Here is a 16,980-nt window from a genome sequence, read left to right on the forward strand (position 1 = left end):
GTATGGTATGTTACAATGATTTTCTAACAGTATATGCAAAATGAATAGCCTGTGCGATTCATACGATTTCACAAAAGGAGGTTTTCAATATGCTTTTTCGTAGCTACACCCCTCAGTTCTATAATGAAAACAAACAACTCATTCCTAATAGTATCGCTACGATAGAAAGCGTTATGATTAATAATCGAAAACAAACTCTCCTTATGCGTGGACAAAACGTAGAGCAACCTATTTTATTATGCTGTCACGGCGGACCTGGGATGGCACAAATCGGATTTATTCGCCATTTTCAAAAAGAATTAGAGAAGCAATTTATTGTTATTAATTGGGATCAGCGCGGGGCTGGTAAATCCTTTTCACTGAAAGATTTCGGAGCAAATTTCACAATCGAACAATTCGTTTCCGATGCAAAAGAAGTGATTCAATATGTACTTAAAAGGTTCAACAAACAAAAACTATTTCTCGCTGGTCATTCTTGGGGAAGTATTATTGGGCTTAACATAGCACATCAATATCCAAATTATATCGAGGCTTACATCGGTATTGGGCAAATTGTACATATGAAACAAAATGAAGAATTGCTATATCAACATTTAATTCATTCTGCAAAAAAACATGATCATAAAAAGGCATTAGCTTCCCTTTTAAAATTAGGCAAACCACCATTTTTAGATACGAGACGTCTCATTATTCAAAGAAAGTGGCTTGGCACATTTGGAGGCGCAATCCAAAACGGATCTTCCTTTTCTTTCATACGAAAAGGTTTCTTTTCTCCTGAGTATACGCTATTAGATTGGTTCAAGTTTCTCGCAGGAAATTTAAAATCTGGCGTTTTATGGGAAGAAATGCTGACAATCGATTTCTTTTCTTCTATCTCAAGTTTATCTATTCCAGTTTATTTTTGTTCTGGTCGCTATGATTATCAAACTCCTTATGCACTCGTTCAAGAATATTGCGATATTATTGAAGCGCCTATAAAAAAGATGATTTGGTTCCCAAATTCAGCACATTCTCCTGATTTAGAAGAACCAGAATTATTCGCTAATTCTTTGCAATCAATTAAACAAGAGCTAGCTTTTCAGCATTAGTAACAAAAGGCTCTTTTACATTTCATAGAAAACATTTTATAATAATATGTCGCAAGTATGTATAAACATAGCAAAACATTTCATATTTACTTGTCTTAACAGAATAAATATTTAGGGAGATTACATTTATTATGAACGCTGTACTCGTCGCAGTAGCAATTATGCTATTGCTTAGTTTGTTACGTGTCCAGGTCATTGTCGCCATCATTGTTGGAGCTTTAACAGGCGGAATTATCGGCGGACTCGGTATTTCAGAAACGATTAACACTTTTACAACTGGTCTTGGAAATAGTGCTCCAATCGCTTTAAGTTATGCAATGCTTGGTGGTTTCGCTATTTCCCTTTCCAAAACAGGACTTCCAGATGCTATGATTCAAACTGCATTAAAATGGATTGGCAATGAACAAGACACGAAAAAACAAGTTTATTCTAAAATACTTATTTTATTCATTATTTTAACGATGGCTTGTTTCTCACAAAATTTGATTCCTGTTCACATTGCTTTCATCCCCATCTTAATTCCAGCACTTTTAAAAGTATTAAATGAGCTGAAAGTGGATCGCAGACTTGTCACATGTATTATTACATTTGGATTGATTACTCCTTATATGTGGATCCCTGCAGGATTCGGAAAAATTTATCATGACGTATTACAAACCAACGCTGCGCAAAGCGGCCTTACATTTGATGTCACACTTATTCCAAAAGCAATGACTATTCCAGCAATTGGTATGATTATTGGATTATGTGTAGCGGTATTCATTACGTACCGAAAACCTCGTACGTATGAAACAGAACAAATTCATACTACCGAAAATGAAATCGTTCCCTATACAAAACGTAGCATTACTTTCGGGTTATTATCTATTATTGCTACATTAACTGTTCAATTAACAACCGAATCAATGATTTTCGGTGCTTTAGCAGGTATTATCGTCTTATCAGTTAGTGGCAGTCTACCACTTAAAGAAGCAGATGCGATATTAACAAGCGGAATGCGTATGATGTCCTTCATTGGCTTTGTTATGATTGCTGCCGCTGGATTCGGCGCTGTTCTTCGAAAAACAGGACATGTTGAATCTCTGGTGCAAACGAGTGCACATATAATCGGAAATAACAAACCACTCGCTGCATTTCTTATGCTCGTTATTGGACTTCTCGTTACGATGGGAATTGGTTCATCCTTTTCAACCATCCCTATCTTAACAACCATTTTTGTACCTCTTTGCATTCAGCTTGGATTTAGTCCAATGGCCACAATTGCAATTATCGGTACAGCCGGAGCACTAGGTGACGCAGGATCTCCAGCATCGGATAGTACCCTTGGACCAACATCCGGTTTAAATGCTGATGGTCAGCACCATCATATATGGGATACATGTGTACCCACTTTTCTACATTACAATATACCGTTACTTATATTTGGCTTTATTGCCGCAATTACATTATGAAAAGGTGCGTATAAAACGCACCTTTTACTTTTTTATTTTTCCTTTTAATTGTTGAAAAGCTACTTTTCCGTTATCTTTGACATAGCTTTCAATTGTCGGTAGTGATGAACCTATCCATTCACACTCTATACTCCCGTTCGGTCCAACAATTTTTAATTTATCTGGTATATGTATATTTAGAAATCTCGCTGACCGAATTAACTCAATAGCAATCTGATCACTTGAGGCTACAATTCCATCTACATACGGATTGTTTTGCAATAATGTAATAAATTGTTTATTTGTATACCCTTGTACACATTCTTCTCGATAAGAGATTCCTTCATCCCAAACAGCGTCTAAAAACCCTGCTATATGATCTTCCATTTCTTCACTTTCTTCTCCCTCACCGAAATATGCAAGAAAGTGACACCCTTTCTCTTTTAATAAAGAAACAGCTCTCTGTCCACTTTCATAATAATTTCCATGTGATTGTTGCTCATCGATCACAACAAACGGAAATGGAATTTTTCCTACACTTTTAAAAACTGCTCTTGTCAAAATAACACCTGCAATGTTATTTTGCTTCAGCATATGTATGTATCTATCTTTATTCTCTATATTACAAATAATGATTTGATAACCTTCTTTATATGCTATTTCCTCAATACAATGTAGCAAAGTGATGTTTGATTGGTTACATAAATTATCTACAAGTAATGCAATTATCGTTGAATTCTCTTTAAATAGTGGCTTCGCTGCACTGTTTGGCCTATAACGTAATTCTTCAATTGCTTCCTTTACTTGTTTTACTGTGTCCTCATGAACGTATCCTTTTTCATTAATAACTCGTGAAACGGTTGCGACTGAAACACCTGCCAATTTTGCAACATCACGTATAGTTGCCACATCGTCACCCCTTAATATGGTAATAGATTACAAATTTACGGTAACCTAAATTACACTATCCGTCAAGATTAATAACTCACATTTCTGAAAATTGTTACATCATTTCACTAAACGATACTCCAACTGAATTTCATGTAAAATTGGGATATTATCATATCCAATACGTGGAATTTCTTTCTTTATTTTTCGTGCCTCCTCTACCGCATTCACATATAAATTAGTCATTACAAAATTACGTTTTTGGTAAAATCGTAACGCATTCATATTATCATTTGTTGTAATAAGCCAAACCTGTCTGCACCGTTCTTCTTCTGCAACTTGTAATACACAATCCACAAGTTTCGTCCCTATTCCTTTTCTTTCTTCAAAGCTATCTAGCGATACAATTTCGCACATATTCCCGGTCACTTCATACGTTATAATTCCGATTATTCTGTCATCTAAGAGCGCAACAAATCCTGGCAACTCTTCTAACTGATGTCCCTTACCACGTGAAACCATCAATGAACTTCCCCAGTTCTCACACATGAACATTCGGATTGTTTCTTTCATCGCTGGCGTAATTTTTTGTATATGCAGCATTTCCTATTTCTCCCCTTTTATATCATTGTGATACAATATAAGTGTATCACATGTAACGGTATTTGGAGGATGAGGTAAAGTATGAAACGTTTTTTTGCAGCATTGTTTACTATACTAGGTGCAATAACTGCCCTTGGGATTTTCTTTACAAATAAAGTGATGTACTTAAAGAAAAAAACAGAGGAAGAAGTACTCGAAAGAGAAACGAAAAAACATTTTCGTATAGAGGATTTTGATGCTCTTCATAAAGAAGAAATTCATATCCCTTCACAATTCGGATACGACCTTCACGGATATTACATTCCTGCTGGTCATTCCACCAATAAGTTTATGGTTTTTTGCCACGGTGTAACTGTAAATAAAATAAACTCTGTAAAATATGCAAACTTATTCTTAAAAAGGGGATATAACGTCCTCATTTACGATCATCGTCGTCATGGTAAAACTGGCGGAAAAACAACAAGCTATGGATACTATGAAAAACATGATTTAAAATCCGTAGTTGACTGGCTAAAAAACCGTTTTGGCACCAATATTACACTTGGTATTCATGGTGAATCTATGGGAGCTGCAACACTTCTTCAATACGCAGGACTTGTAGAAGATGGTGCTGATTTCTATATTGCAGATTGTCCTTTCTCTGATTTTCACGGACAATTACAGCACCGTTTAAAGGTTGAATTCCATTTACCAAAATGGCCTTTATTACCTTTAGCAAACGCATTTTTGAAAGTTCGTGACGGTTATACAATTCGTGAAGTTTCACCAATCGACTGTATAAAAAACATTAACAATCCCGTTCTCTTTATTCATAGTAAAGATGACGACTATATTTTAGCTGATATGACAAAAGCGTTATATGAAGCGAAAGAAAATAATAAGCAGCTTTATATTGCAGAACACGGTGCACACGCTTGCTCTTATAACGAAAATAAAGAAGAGTACGAAGCAGCCGTCGATCAATTTTTAAACACATATGTGAAAGAAACAAAAAACAGGCTTGCATAAGCCTGTTTTTTATTGCGCTAAAACGTCTGTAACTTGTTCCATATTTTCAGAAATCCATTGCATTGCATCATCTAACGTTGGGAATTCTGTCGTTTGAAATGTTACTTCATCTTGAAGTAACCAAACATCCTTTGCCTCTTGCCCTACACCTGCAATGGACCAATGTAACAAACTATATGGATGATTATCATTCAAAAATGATGCCCACGTGCGCTCATTTGCAATGTTTCGTAATGTATGTAATTGTTTATCCATCTCTCGTCACCTTACTCTAGTCAGTTATGAAAACTATTATAACACTCTCTTCTTTCTCAAACAAAGTGCTCTTTTTTCTCCGCTATTTGCGGGCAGTAAAACTCCCACCTCAAAATTCGGCTGAAACAAAGAAGTTAGGTAAGAGATTAACTGCCCCTAAAAGCCCGATTGGTTCAACTAATAATTAGTGGGGGATGCCTCCCTCACTAATTAAAGTTTCACTTTATATTGCCAAGCACTTCCCTTGATTATATGATGAAATTAAGCGTTTGGGAAGGAGGGATGACGTTGGCAAAAGTACAAATTAAAGTAAATGATAATGGCTCTTTTCGCGTTACAGGGGACGTGGAATTAGTCGACTCACAAGGGAATGTATTCCCAGCAAAACCGGCATTTTCTTTATGCCGTTGTGGTTTATCAAAAAATATGCCTTATTGCGACGCTTCGCATAAAGGTAAATTCGAGTCTGTTGTTAGAGCACCAGAGGCAGAATAATTTTACATGTGACATGCACATTTTTTTGTGCATGTTTTTTCTTTTTAGCAACTCCGTTATATCCCTTCTCTTTACAACATTTCTAATACTTTTATTTCCATTCCAGCCTGCATATATTTTCACACAATTCTTCACATTCGAATATTTTTTACTAGCCTTTTATTTTTTTTGTGCTATAATTTGAGCAAACAGCATCCTTCGGGGTCGGGTGAAATTCCCAACCGGCGGTGATGAAGTGAAAACTTCTAAGTCCGTGACCCGTTTTCAACTCGAAAACGGTGGATCTAGTGAAACTCTAGGGCCGACAGTATAGTCTGGATGGGAGAAGGATATGTTTCTAGTTTTTTATATAGTGAATACACTTTTATTTCAGTATGCATATTTTTAAAGATTCATTTTGATTCTTTATATATGTTTAATTTTCTATACTTATTTTTTATACTGAAATAAAAAGAGACAACTAGCGTTTAAAAATTCGATATTTTGCTAGGTTTTTTCCTTATGCAAAAATATCAATTATCGTTAGGTTTCTTTCCTATGCTTTCGTATTCAAACTATATTTCTAGAAATCACGTCTCCCAAACCCCAAGGATATTAAATCCTTGGGGTTTTTTGATTTTTTTTGGAGAGGTGAAGAAAATGACAGATCAAGAATATATGAGGATTGCCCTGCAGTTAGCAGAAGGAACATCAGGACAAACAAGTCCAAATCCTATGGTTGGTGCTGTTGTTGTAAAAGATGGAAACATCGTTGGTATGGGCGCTCATTTACGAGCTGGTGAAGAACACGCAGAAGTTCATGCCCTTCAAATGGCTGGTCAGAACGCCAAAGACGCTACCGTTTATGTAACACTGGAACCGTGTAGCCACTTTGGAAAAACACCACCTTGCTGTGAATTGCTCATCGAAAAAGGAGTTAAGCGTGTTGTAATTGCTACTCTCGATTGTAATCCGCTCGTTTCTGGTAACGGAAAAAGAAGATTAGAGGAAGCTAGAATTGAAGTAACTACTGGTGTTCTTGAAGCAGAAGCAGTTTTATTAAATCGCTACTTTTTTCACTACATGAAAACGAAACGCCCTTTTGTAACAATCAAAACAGCGATGAGCTTAGATGGAAAAACAGCAACTGTAACTGGTGAAAGTAAGTGGATTACAGGTGAAGAAGCACGTGCTGATGTTCACCAATATCGCCATACACATGATGCAATTCTTGTTGGAGTGAATACAGTTATAGCTGATAATCCTCATTTAACAACAAGAATTCCAAATGGTGGGAAACATCCTATTCGCGTTGTTTTAGATACCCATTTACGAACGCCACCATCTTCTCATGTTATAACAGATGGTTTAGCACCGACATGGATTATTGTCGGTAAGGATGTAAAGAAAGAGAAGATATCTTCTTATGAATCTAAAAATATAGCTATATTCCAAATGGAAACGAAGCATATAGAAATCGAGGACCTTCTTTCCTTTCTTGGAGAGAAACAAATTCTTTCTCTATTCGTTGAAGGTGGCCAATCGATTCATGCAAGTTTCTTAAAAACAAACAATTTTAATGAAATTGTAACCTATATAAGCCCGAAATTAATTGGTGGGAAAGATGCTCCTACTTTATTTGGAGGAAATGGTTTTTCAAAATTACAAGATGCGCTTTCCTTGAAAATTCAAGAGATGAAACAAATTGGTGATGATATAAAAATCGTTGCGAATGCCCGAAACGAGGTGACGAAATGTTTACAGGAATTGTAGAAGAATTAGGAACGATAGCAAACATGCAACAAAGCGGAGAAGCGATGAAATTAACGATTCATGCAAAGAAAATTTTATCAGATGTTCACTTAGGTGATAGTATCGCGGTTAACGGTATTTGCTTAACTGTAACAAACTTTACAACTACTTCATTTACAGTTGATGCAATGCCCGAAACGATGCAGTCGACATCACTTCGTATACTTAAACCGCACTCTAAAGTAAATTTAGAACGAGCAATGGCTGCAAACGGACGATTCGGTGGACATTTCGTTTCAGGACATATTGATGGCATCGGAACGATTTTAAATAAAAAACAACATTACAATGCCGTCTATTACAAAATAGCAATTTCTGATGAACTGCTGCGCTATTGTTTGCAGAAAGGGTCCATTGCTGTTGATGGAACGAGTTTAACGATATTTGCTATAGACGAATCTTCCATAACGATTTCACTCATCCCGCACACAGTAAGCGAATCTGTCATTGGGGAAAAAAATGCCGGAGATATCGTAAACATTGAGTGTGACATGATTGGTAAATATATCGAACGCTTTATTACTAAACCTACAAAACGAGTAGGTTCAATGACTGAAAGCTTTTTACAAGAAAACGGATTTCTATAAGGGGGAAGCACAATGTTTCATCGTATTGAAGAAGCTCTAGAAGATTTAAAACAAGGTAAAGTCGTTATCGTATGTGATGATGAAAACCGAGAAAATGAAGGCGATTTTATTGCTTTAGCAGAGTACATTACACCAGAAACAATTAACTTTATGATTACACATGGCCGTGGTCTCGTTTGTGTACCGATTACAGCAGGGTACGCAGAACGTCTACAATTAGAACCAATGGTATCTCATAATACAGATTCACATCATACTGCGTTTACAGTGAGCATTGACCATGTTTCTACAACAACAGGGATTAGCGCTCACGAACGTGCAACTACGATACAAGAATTGTTAAACCCCGCATCAAAAGGCGCTGATTTCAATCGACCTGGACATATCTTTCCATTAATTGCGAAAGAAGGCGGTGTCCTGCGTCGTGCAGGTCATACAGAAGCTGCTGTTGATTTAGCAAAGCTATGCGGTGCCGAACCAGCTGGAGTTATTTGCGAAATTATAAATGAGGACGGCACGATGGCACGTGTACCTGATTTAATAGAATGCGCAAAACAATTTGATATAAAAATGATTACAATAGAAGATTTAATTGCTTATCGCCGCCATCATGAAACACTTGTGACGAGAGAAGTGGAAATTACATTACCTACAGATTTCGGTACTTTCCACGCAATTGGCTATTCTAACTCATTAGATACGAAAGAACATATCGCACTTGTAAAAGGTGATATTTCAACAGGTGAACCGGTACTTGTACGTGTTCATTCTGAATGCTTAACAGGAGATGTATTCGGTTCACATCGCTGCGATTGCGGACCACAACTCCATGCAGCACTTGCTCAAATTGAGCGTGAAGGAAAAGGTGTTCTTCTTTATATGAGACAAGAAGGAAGAGGCATTGGGCTTCTTAATAAGCTTCGCGCTTATAAATTACAAGAAGAAGGATTCGATACTGTAGAAGCAAATGAAAAACTCGGCTTCCCTGCTGATCTTCGTGATTACGGTATCGGTGCTCAAATATTAAAAGATTTAGGTTTACAAAGCTTACGATTATTAACGAATAACCCAAGAAAAATTGCTGGCTTACAAGGTTACGATTTAGAAGTAGTCGAGCGTGTACCGTTGCAAATGCCGGCAAAAGAAGAAAATAAATCGTATTTACAAACGAAAGTAAATAAATTAGGACACTTACTAAACTTATAATTAAAGGAGAGATTTATTATGGTATTCGAAGGTCATTTAGTTGGTACAGGATTAAAAGTTGGAGTTGTTGTTGGACGTTTTAACGAATTTATTACAAGTAAGTTACTTGGCGGCGCTTTAGACGGATTAAAGCGTCACGGTGTAGAAGAAAACGATATTGATGTTGCTTGGGTTCCTGGTGCATTTGAAATTCCTTTAATCGCTAAAAAGATGGCTAGTAGCGGAAAGTATGATGCTGTTATTACACTAGGTACTGTAATCCGAGGTGCTACAACTCACTACGATTACGTTTGTAATGAAGTAGCAAAAGGTGTTGCGTCTTTATCACTACAAATGGACATCCCAGTTATTTTCGGCGTATTAACGACAGAAACAATTGAACAAGCGATTGAACGCGCAGGTACGAAAGCTGGTAATAAAGGATATGAATCAGCTGTTGCTGCAATTGAAATGGCTCACTTATCAAAACAATGGGCATAAAAAAAAGAGGCTGCGGCCTCTTTTTATTTTTTCACCTTTTTTTGTACATCTTTTATTAATTCATTCATCGTTTTTCCTTCTGTTTTTATATGAAGAGCTTGTGCTGTTCTCCATACATTCTCTCTTTTTTTCGCTTCTTCTATAATAGTAATTTCTTTTCTAACTTCCTTTAAATCTTTTCCTTCCGTTTTCAATCCAAAATGTTCAGCTTTCGTTCGAAAGTGTTGTTCGATTCTTTGTTGCATCTCTTTTTGTTCAGGATTTTCAGCAGCCTTAACTGGATCAGAACTTATTGCTTTTATTAAAATTAAACAAGTCATAATCGCTAATATGTATTTGTACATGTAAAATCCTCCAACCCAATATAAATTACATATTTACTATGTACAACTAGGGCTTGGAAAATTCGTCCACAAAAATTCTTTTTTTCGCTCAAAAACCAATAATATCAAGCGTTCACAACTATTTATTACATTTTATTTACAAAAAAAGCAAACCCTTTTACAAGTTTGCTTTTTCATCTATCTTATAATGCACATTCTTCAATCTCAAATCCTAAATCTGCAATCATACCCCAGTCCGCAGTCGGCTCTTGCCCAGCTGTCGTTAAGTAGTCCCCGACAAAAATAGAATTTGCTGCAAATAAACCGATTGGCTGTACAGAACGTAAATTGATTTCACGTCCTCCTGAAATACGAATTTCTTTTGTTGGGTTTACAAAACGCATCATTGCAAGTACTTTTAAACATTCTACTGGCGTTAACTCTTTTTGCCCTTCAAGAGGTGTCCCCTTTACAGCAACAAGGAAATTACAAGGGATAGAATCTGCATCTATACGTTGTAATTCAAATGCAATTTCAGCACGCTCTTCAATTGTTTCTCCCATGCCAAAAATTGCTCCAGAGCATGGTGAAATACCAGCTTGTTTTGCTTTTTGAACTGTATCAACACGATCATCATACGTATGAGTTGAACAAATACTATCGTAATTATTTGCATGTGTATTTAAGTTGTGATTATAACGGTGCACGCCTGCTTCCGCTAAACGTCCTGCTTGATCTTCATTTAAGAAACCTAAACAACAACAAATCTTCAAGTCTGTCGTTTCACGAATTTCCTTAACTGCTCCAATTACGTGATTTACCTCTTTATCCGTCGGACGACGACCAGACGCTACAATACAATATGTACCTGCTTTACGGCGTATTGCTTCATGTGCCCCTTCTACAATCTTCTCCTGCGTTAACCATGCATATTTATCAATCGGTGCTTCTGAAATAATAGACTGTGAGCAATATCCACAATCTTCAGGACATAATCCAGATTTCGTATTAATAATCATATTCAATTTTACTTTCTTACCAAAGTGATGATGGCGAATAATGTAAGCTGCATTCATAATTTCTAAAACTTCTGTATCATCAGCTTCTAATATCGCTATTGCATCTTCTTTCGTAATCATTTTCTCTTCCACTACGTCGTATGCAAGTTTTTTCCAATCCCTTTTTGTTTGTACTTGTTTCATTTCATCTCTTCCCCTTTTTTGTTATATGTATAAATAAAGCATGATACGTTGCCATTATCCCTTCATTTCCCGTGAAGTCTCTTTCGTATATGCGTAGCATCGCACGAAAGAGTGAGGGACTTTGACAATATGATCCTTCATTGCTATTAGTTGCTCCCACTTTTCGAATAGAATGCAGAAACTCCTTAACTTCTGTAAAACTCTCTATGTAACATGTTTCAGAAACATGCACATCCCCTGTTTCTATCTTACATATATGAAGCAACTGATCTTTTGAATAAAAACGTTGACCAATCGATATTTCATTTTTTATATTTCTTTCTTCTTTCGCACGTTGGAACGAAGCATGCAATTCTTGAAATGTTTCATGTCCAAACGTTGAAAAGAGTAATATCCCATCTATAGACAAATGTTGAAATAAATTTCTTAACACTTGTTGTAAATTATTTAACCATTGAAATGTAGCATTTGAAATAATAACATCATATGATTCTTCTAATCGTAATTGCTCAATATCTTCACAGTGAAACGTTACATTTTTTACATTTTGTCTAGTTTGCGCAATCGCAATCATACTTTCAGCAAAATCAACTGCTGTAATATGTGCTTTCGGAAATAACTTTGATAATTGTTCTGTTACATACCCCGTCCCGCATCCCAGTTCTAAAATACGTATTGATGCCGTTTCACTATATCGTTCCTTTAAGATTGAAAGTAATGAATGTGCCATCTTTTTTTGTACATTTGCATATCGATCGTAAGATACGGCTGCCCCATTAAACCGTTTTTGTAGTAACGTTTTGTTGATCATGTCGTATCCCCTCTACAAATTGAATTATCTCATTTGCACAATATTCAAAATTCGTTACACATAATGCATGCCCTGCTTCACTTACTACTTTCAGCTCGCTGCTGCTATTCTCCGTCATACTACGTGCCGCAGACAATGGGCATATTACATCCTGTTCTCCGTGAATAAGTAGTATAGGTACTTTAATTTCTTTTAGTTCTTCTCTCATATCTGTTTTTATTAAATAATCCAAACCTAGTTGTAAAGACTGAATAGAATCACCTTTAAAACGGTCTACAATGTCTTCAAAGTTTTTATTCCCTTTTAGCTCATCTTTCGTAAACATATTTTCATAAAAACGCTTGAGCGTATCCTCTCTCCTTCTCGCCAAATTCCTTTTCAGCCGTTCTATATGCAAAGCATTCCATCCATTACTATAGTCGCTCGTATTTGTAAATTTAGCAGTCCCACCAATTAATACGATGCCTTTTGCCTGAATCTTTTTATAAGCTTCAACTGCTGCTAACGCTCCTAGTGACCATCCAACTAAAATTACGTTGTCGTTATGCGCTACATCTATAATTCGTTCCGCAAATTCACTTCGTTCTTTCACATTACGCCAATCTACGCATTCAACAGGATATCCTTTAAAATACGGAAGTACTAAATCCCAAATATTCTCTTCCATTCCCCATCCGGGGATAAAAATAATCTTTAGCTCGTTCATACGAAAATCTCCTCTTCTTTCGCAATGTGAATAATTCGGTCAATAGCCCATTTTAAATCAGCTATTGTATGTTGCGATGTAACTGCAAAGCGAATTCGAGAACTATGAACCGGCACAGTTGGCGGACGAATTGCAATGGCCGCAATCCCTGCCTCTTGCAACCTTTTACTAAATCGTAAAGCATGTTCATTTGAACCGACTACAATCGGTACAATATGAGTTGAACTATTCCCAATATCAAAACCAGCATCCCTTAATTTAGTTCTGAAGTATTCTCCGTTTGCTATAAGGTTCTCTCTTCTTTCATTATCTTCTTTTACAATTTCAATTGCTTTTTGCACTGCTCCTAACGTACTTGGTGGTAAAGCTGTAGTAAAAATAAAGCTTCTCATCATATTTTGTAAATACTCTATATAAATTTCATCACCTGTCAAATACGCACCATAACACCCTAAAGCCTTGCTAAACGTCCCCATATGTATATCAATTTTTTGAGCAAGATTTTTTTCTATATGAGATAACCCAGCTCCGCCGATTCCATATATTCCACTCGCATGTGCTTCATCGACTATAATGATTGCCCCGTATTTCTCTTTCAGCTGTACTAAATCTCTCAAATACGCAGTATCACCATCCATACTAAAAACGGTATCTGTTACGATTAATTTTCTGCTTTCAGGCGAAGCCATTTTCAACAGCTTCTCTAAATGATCCAAATCATTATGACGATACCTTTTATGCTCTGCCCCGCTTAATATGATTCCATCAACAATACTTGCGTGATTTAACTTGTCACTAAAAACAATATCGTGCCGAGAGGCCAAAGAAGATATGGCACCTATATTTGCCGTATACCCACTATTTACAATTAAAGCTCTTTCAGTACCTTTCCATTCACATATGCTTCTCTCAACCTCTTCATATAATGGATGATTTCCTACAACGAGACGAGAGGCAGTCGCTCCAGTTCCATATCTTTTTGTACAGGCAATAGCAGCTTCTTTTAACCTTTCATCTCCAGCTAACCCTAAATAATTATTTGACGCTAAATTTAACATCCTTTTTTTATCTCGAATAAGCCAAGTCTCTTCTGCCTTCTCTGTTACATGCAAATCACGATACTGCCCTTGCTCATGTAATTGTTGTAATTTACATTGAAGGTGCGCCCGCCACGTTTGATTCATTTTGGATAAACTCCTCTAATTTTGAAATCATAATATGTTCTTTTGCAGATTCTAATACTTCTTCTTTCGTAAACTCACCTTCAAAGAATGGTAATAATCCTAAAACTGGTACCCCGCTCAGCTCTTCAATCATCTCTTTATTTTCTTGCACTCTTTCCATTTCACATTCTTTGCAACCTGATAAAATGACACCCGCTACGGTTAAGCCATGCGCCTTTGCGTAAGCAATCGTTAACACTGTATGATTTACTGTTCCTAATGTAGGACGAGCTACTACAATAAGAGGCAACTGTAATTCTTTTGCAAAATCAATTACTAAAGCATCTTCTGTATATGGGACAGCAAGCCCACCTGCCCCTTCTACAAATAAGCTATTAAACTGTTTTAATAGTTCATTATAGTAATCAGTAATTTCTTTTAACTTTACTACTCTTCCAGCTCTTTTCATGGCAAGTCTCGGAGCAAGTGGTTCTTCAATAGAATAAGGGCAAATTTCATTTTCTTGTGTCGGCACACCTGATAATGCTTTTAACCTTGCCGCATCTCCCTCAGGGTTTGATGCAACATGCCCACTTTGCAACGGTTTATATACCCCTACGTTATACCCAAGTTCTCTAAATACACCTGCTAATGCACCTGTAACTACAGTTTTTCCAACTTCAGTATCTGTTGCTGTTATAAAAAAACCGCTCATTATTCTTCCTCCGTAACATCCGAGATTGCTTTATATAAAATACGTAACATATCGTCAATCTCATCAATTGTAGAAGCAAGAGGAGGCATAAATACAATCGTGTTGCCGAGCGGGCGCAAAATCATACCCAGCTCTCTTGAGCGTTTACATACTTGAACACCGACTCTTTCTGTCCAGTCGAACGCTTCTTTCGTTTCCTTATTCTTCACAAGCTCAATACCAACCATTAATCCGCACTGACGAATATCACCTACATGTTTATACGCAAAGAGCTTTTCTAATTGCACTGCCACATAATCCGTTTTACGTGCCACTTCTTCTATTAAATTTGTTTTTTCATATAGTTCTAGATTCGCGATTGCTACGGCACACCCTAACGGATTGCCTGTGTAGCTATGTCCATGGAAAAATGTTTTTTGTTCTTCATATTCTCCTAAGAAGGCATTATATATTTCATCTGTCGTTACCGTAACTGCAATTGGTAAATATCCACCTGTTAAACCTTTCCCAGCAGTTAAAATGTCTGGCGTCACATTTTCATGTTCACACGCAAACATTTTCCCTGTACGCCCAAATCCAGTCGCTACCTCATCTGTAATAAATAATACATTATACTTAGTACATAAATCGCGCAGTCCTTTTAAATATCCTTTTGGCATTGTAATCATCCCGCCAGCACCTTGCATTAATGGCTCTACAATGATGGCAGCTACTTCTTCATGCTTTTCTTTCAACAATTCTTCCATTTCTTCTAAATGGCTTTTTACAATTTCCTCCTTATTATTTCCGTAAGGAGAACGATATGTATATGGATACGGCATTTTAATCGCATCAAATAAGAGCGAACTATACACTTGGTGAAACAAGTCTATTGCTCCTACTGAAACAGCTCCAATTGTATCACCGTGATATGCTTCTTTTAATGTAACGAATCTTTGTTTCTTTCGTTTCCCTTTATGCTGCCAATATTGGAAAGCCATCTTAATTGCAATTTCAACAGCGGTAGAACCTGAATCAGAATAGAATACCTTCTTCAATCCATCTGGTACAACCTCAATAATTTTTTCTGCTAATAAAATAGATGGAACGTTAGCAAGTCCTAACATAGTAGAATGAGCAATTTTATTTAATTGCTCACGAATTGCTTCATCTAATTCCGGTACTTGATGTCCGTGAACATTTAACCATATAGATGAAACACCATCCCAATATTCATTACCATTTACATCGTATAGTTTTCTTCCCTCTCCACGTTCAATAATGACAGGATCTTCTTCTAAATAATCTTTCATTTGTGTAAATGGGTGCCATACGTAAGCTTTATTTTTCTCTGCTAATTCTTCATATGTATAAGATGATTTTTCAATCGTTTTACTATTTATTGTCACAATTGTCACCCCTAATGTTAACTTGTTTATAAATATAGTTAACATTAAATCCGAATGACTGTCAATTATTTTAAAATCAAATAGTTCTTAAAAAAGAACAAATTATCATACGATAAGTTGTTCTACTTTCCATGCTGTATCTTTCCAATTTCTAAAATGATTTCTTCATCTTTTTTCCCCTCTGTATCAATTCCAAGTTGCTTAGCGTGCTCAATTAATAAATCATGACGCTTCTCAAATCTAGCGGTATTTACTTCTTTCGTAACCTCTTCTTTTGTTTTCCCCTCAGTAGAAACTCCTAGTTTTTCTGCTGCTTTTTCCATTGATTTCTTCTCTTCTATTTCTTTTACTTTCTTCACTTCTGACTGTTGTATTTGCTTTTGTTTCAACTGCTCTGATTCAGCCGCAAAAGCTGTGTAAATTCCAGCACTTCCTCCAATAACTAATAAAGTGGTAAAAAGAATTATTTTTTTCTTCACTCTTTCCTCCCCCTTTCAAATTCATTATAACGTACATTTTTACAGCGTTAAAAACAATTATCCTTTATTTCCCTAAAAAAACATTTAATATTTTTATTGACATGTAAGATGAAAATATGATAAAAATTTAACTAACATCATATGAATCGGCGTTGATAGGATTTAGTAGTATTTCGATTTCTGATTTCAGAGAGCTGGTGGTCGGTGCGAACCAGTACAGAGCGAATTATGAATTACCCCCTGGAGCTTCTTTTACGAAACGTGAGGAGTAGTGAAAGACGGTTATAGACCGTTATGTCTAAAGAGTGGTGAAACGACACTGTTTCACAATTTAGGGTGGTACCGCGAATTTTTCGTCCCTG

The 16,980-nt window shown here is 36.4% G+C and carries 19 protein-coding genes, 1 riboswitch and 1 other annotated feature (1 of these 21 only partly in view); of the genes, 8 read left to right on the top strand and 11 right to left on the bottom strand.

Annotated features, from left to right (window positions below):
• The first annotated feature begins 89 nt into the window (after positions 1 to 89).
• On the top strand, positions 90 to 1,088 hold the full coding sequence (locus NST27_RS20075; RefSeq protein WP_047386766.1) for an alpha/beta fold hydrolase: 999 nt from the start codon (positions 90 to 92) through the stop codon (positions 1,086 to 1,088).
• 131 nt (positions 1,089 to 1,219) lie between these two features.
• Entirely contained in the window at positions 1,220 to 2,539 is a 1,320-nt protein-coding gene (locus NST27_RS20080; RefSeq protein ID WP_000994808.1) for a Na+/H+ antiporter family protein, read from the top strand.
• Between the two features lie 24 nt (positions 2,540 to 2,563).
• Here the strand turns inward: NST27_RS20080 and NST27_RS20085 are convergent, their stop codons facing one another.
• On the bottom strand, positions 2,564 to 3,427 hold the full coding sequence (locus NST27_RS20085; protein WP_000201351.1) for a LacI family DNA-binding transcriptional regulator: 864 nt from the start codon (positions 3,425 to 3,427) through the stop codon (positions 2,564 to 2,566).
• Positions 3,428 to 3,526: 99 nt separating this feature from the next.
• Positions 3,527 to 4,009, bottom strand: coding sequence for a GNAT family N-acetyltransferase (locus tag NST27_RS20090; RefSeq protein ID WP_044584830.1), 483 nt, complete (start codon positions 4,007 to 4,009; stop codon positions 3,527 to 3,529).
• An 81-nt stretch (positions 4,010 to 4,090) separates the two neighbouring features.
• Here NST27_RS20090 and NST27_RS20095 point away from each other — a divergent pair, with 81 nt between their 5' ends.
• Entirely contained in the window at positions 4,091 to 5,017 is a 927-nt protein-coding gene (locus tag NST27_RS20095; protein ID WP_000819234.1) for an alpha/beta hydrolase, read from the top strand.
• Positions 5,018 to 5,026: 9 nt separating this feature from the next.
• Here NST27_RS20095 and NST27_RS20100 read toward each other — a convergent pair whose 3' ends face one another.
• Positions 5,027 to 5,272, bottom strand: coding sequence for a DUF2552 family protein (locus NST27_RS20100; protein WP_000360793.1), 246 nt, complete (start codon positions 5,270 to 5,272; stop codon positions 5,027 to 5,029).
• A gap of 288 nt (positions 5,273 to 5,560) precedes the next feature.
• Here NST27_RS20100 and NST27_RS20105 point away from each other — a divergent pair, with 288 nt between their 5' ends.
• The 5 genes from NST27_RS20105 (at position 5,561) to ribH (ending at position 9,831) form a co-directional block, all read left to right on the top strand.
• On the top strand, positions 5,561 to 5,767 hold the full coding sequence (locus tag NST27_RS20105) for a CDGSH iron-sulfur domain-containing protein (RefSeq protein ID WP_001151582.1): 207 nt from the start codon (positions 5,561 to 5,563) through the stop codon (positions 5,765 to 5,767).
• Between the two features lie 190 nt (positions 5,768 to 5,957).
• Positions 5,958 to 6,101: riboswitch (FMN riboswitch) on the top strand.
• 305 nt (positions 6,102 to 6,406) lie between these two features.
• A complete protein-coding gene (ribD, locus tag NST27_RS20110) occupies positions 6,407 to 7,519 on the top strand; it encodes a bifunctional diaminohydroxyphosphoribosylaminopyrimidine deaminase/5-amino-6-(5-phosphoribosylamino)uracil reductase RibD (RefSeq protein WP_000131988.1) in 1,113 nt (370 codons plus the stop codon).
• Positions 7,501 to 8,145: a riboflavin synthase subunit alpha gene (ribE, locus tag NST27_RS20115; protein WP_000493898.1), complete on the top strand. Its 645-nt coding sequence runs from the start codon at positions 7,501 to 7,503 to the stop codon at positions 8,143 to 8,145. Before ribD ends, ribE begins: the two co-directional genes overlap by 19 nt.
• Before the next feature lie 12 nt (positions 8,146 to 8,157).
• On the top strand, positions 8,158 to 9,351 hold the full coding sequence (ribBA, locus tag NST27_RS20120; protein ID WP_000468983.1) for a bifunctional 3,4-dihydroxy-2-butanone 4-phosphate synthase/GTP cyclohydrolase II: 1,194 nt from the start codon (positions 8,158 to 8,160) through the stop codon (positions 9,349 to 9,351).
• 18 nt (positions 9,352 to 9,369) lie between these two features.
• Entirely contained in the window at positions 9,370 to 9,831 is a 462-nt protein-coding gene (ribH, locus tag NST27_RS20125; protein ID WP_000230895.1) for a 6,7-dimethyl-8-ribityllumazine synthase, read from the top strand.
• Positions 9,832 to 9,854: 23 nt separating this feature from the next.
• Here the strand turns inward: ribH and NST27_RS20130 are convergent, their stop codons facing one another.
• The 8 genes from NST27_RS20130 to NST27_RS20165 form a co-directional block, all read right to left on the bottom strand.
• A complete protein-coding gene (locus NST27_RS20130) occupies positions 9,855 to 10,175 on the bottom strand; it encodes a hypothetical protein (RefSeq protein WP_000280032.1) in 321 nt (106 codons plus the stop codon).
• Between the two features lie 182 nt (positions 10,176 to 10,357).
• On the bottom strand, positions 10,358 to 11,356 hold the full coding sequence (gene bioB / locus NST27_RS20135) for a biotin synthase (RefSeq protein WP_000815856.1): 999 nt from the start codon (positions 11,354 to 11,356) through the stop codon (positions 10,358 to 10,360).
• Position 11,357: 1 nt separating this feature from the next.
• On the bottom strand, positions 11,358 to 12,167 hold the full coding sequence (gene bioC / locus NST27_RS20140) for a malonyl-ACP O-methyltransferase BioC (RefSeq protein ID WP_000608907.1): 810 nt from the start codon (positions 12,165 to 12,167) through the stop codon (positions 11,358 to 11,360).
• Complete coding sequence (locus NST27_RS20145; RefSeq protein WP_047386770.1) at positions 12,133 to 12,873, bottom strand: alpha/beta fold hydrolase; 741 nt, start codon at positions 12,871 to 12,873, stop codon at positions 12,133 to 12,135. The genes bioC and NST27_RS20145 overlap by 35 nt, the downstream gene beginning before the upstream one ends.
• Entirely contained in the window at positions 12,870 to 14,057 is a 1,188-nt protein-coding gene (bioF, locus tag NST27_RS20150) for an 8-amino-7-oxononanoate synthase (protein ID WP_001077290.1), read from the bottom strand. Before bioF ends, NST27_RS20145 begins: the two co-directional genes overlap by 4 nt.
• Positions 14,023 to 14,751: a dethiobiotin synthase gene (gene bioD / locus NST27_RS20155; RefSeq protein WP_047386772.1), complete on the bottom strand. Its 729-nt coding sequence runs from the start codon at positions 14,749 to 14,751 to the stop codon at positions 14,023 to 14,025. Before bioD ends, bioF begins: the two co-directional genes overlap by 35 nt.
• A complete protein-coding gene (gene bioA / locus NST27_RS20160; protein ID WP_052133339.1) occupies positions 14,751 to 16,184 on the bottom strand; it encodes an adenosylmethionine--8-amino-7-oxononanoate transaminase in 1,434 nt (477 codons plus the stop codon). Before bioA ends, bioD begins: the two co-directional genes overlap by 1 nt.
• A 77-nt stretch (positions 16,185 to 16,261) precedes the next feature.
• A complete protein-coding gene (locus tag NST27_RS20165; RefSeq protein ID WP_000726902.1) occupies positions 16,262 to 16,618 on the bottom strand; it encodes a hypothetical protein in 357 nt (118 codons plus the stop codon).
• 143 nt (positions 16,619 to 16,761) lie between these two features.
• Positions 16,762 to 16,980, top strand: a binding site (T-box leader) (it continues 2 nt past the right edge of the window).

It is taken from the genome of Bacillus sp. FSL W8-0770 (assembly GCF_038008705.1).
Taxonomy (GTDB): Bacteria; Bacillota; Bacilli; order Bacillales; family Bacillaceae_G; genus Bacillus_A; species Bacillus_A cereus.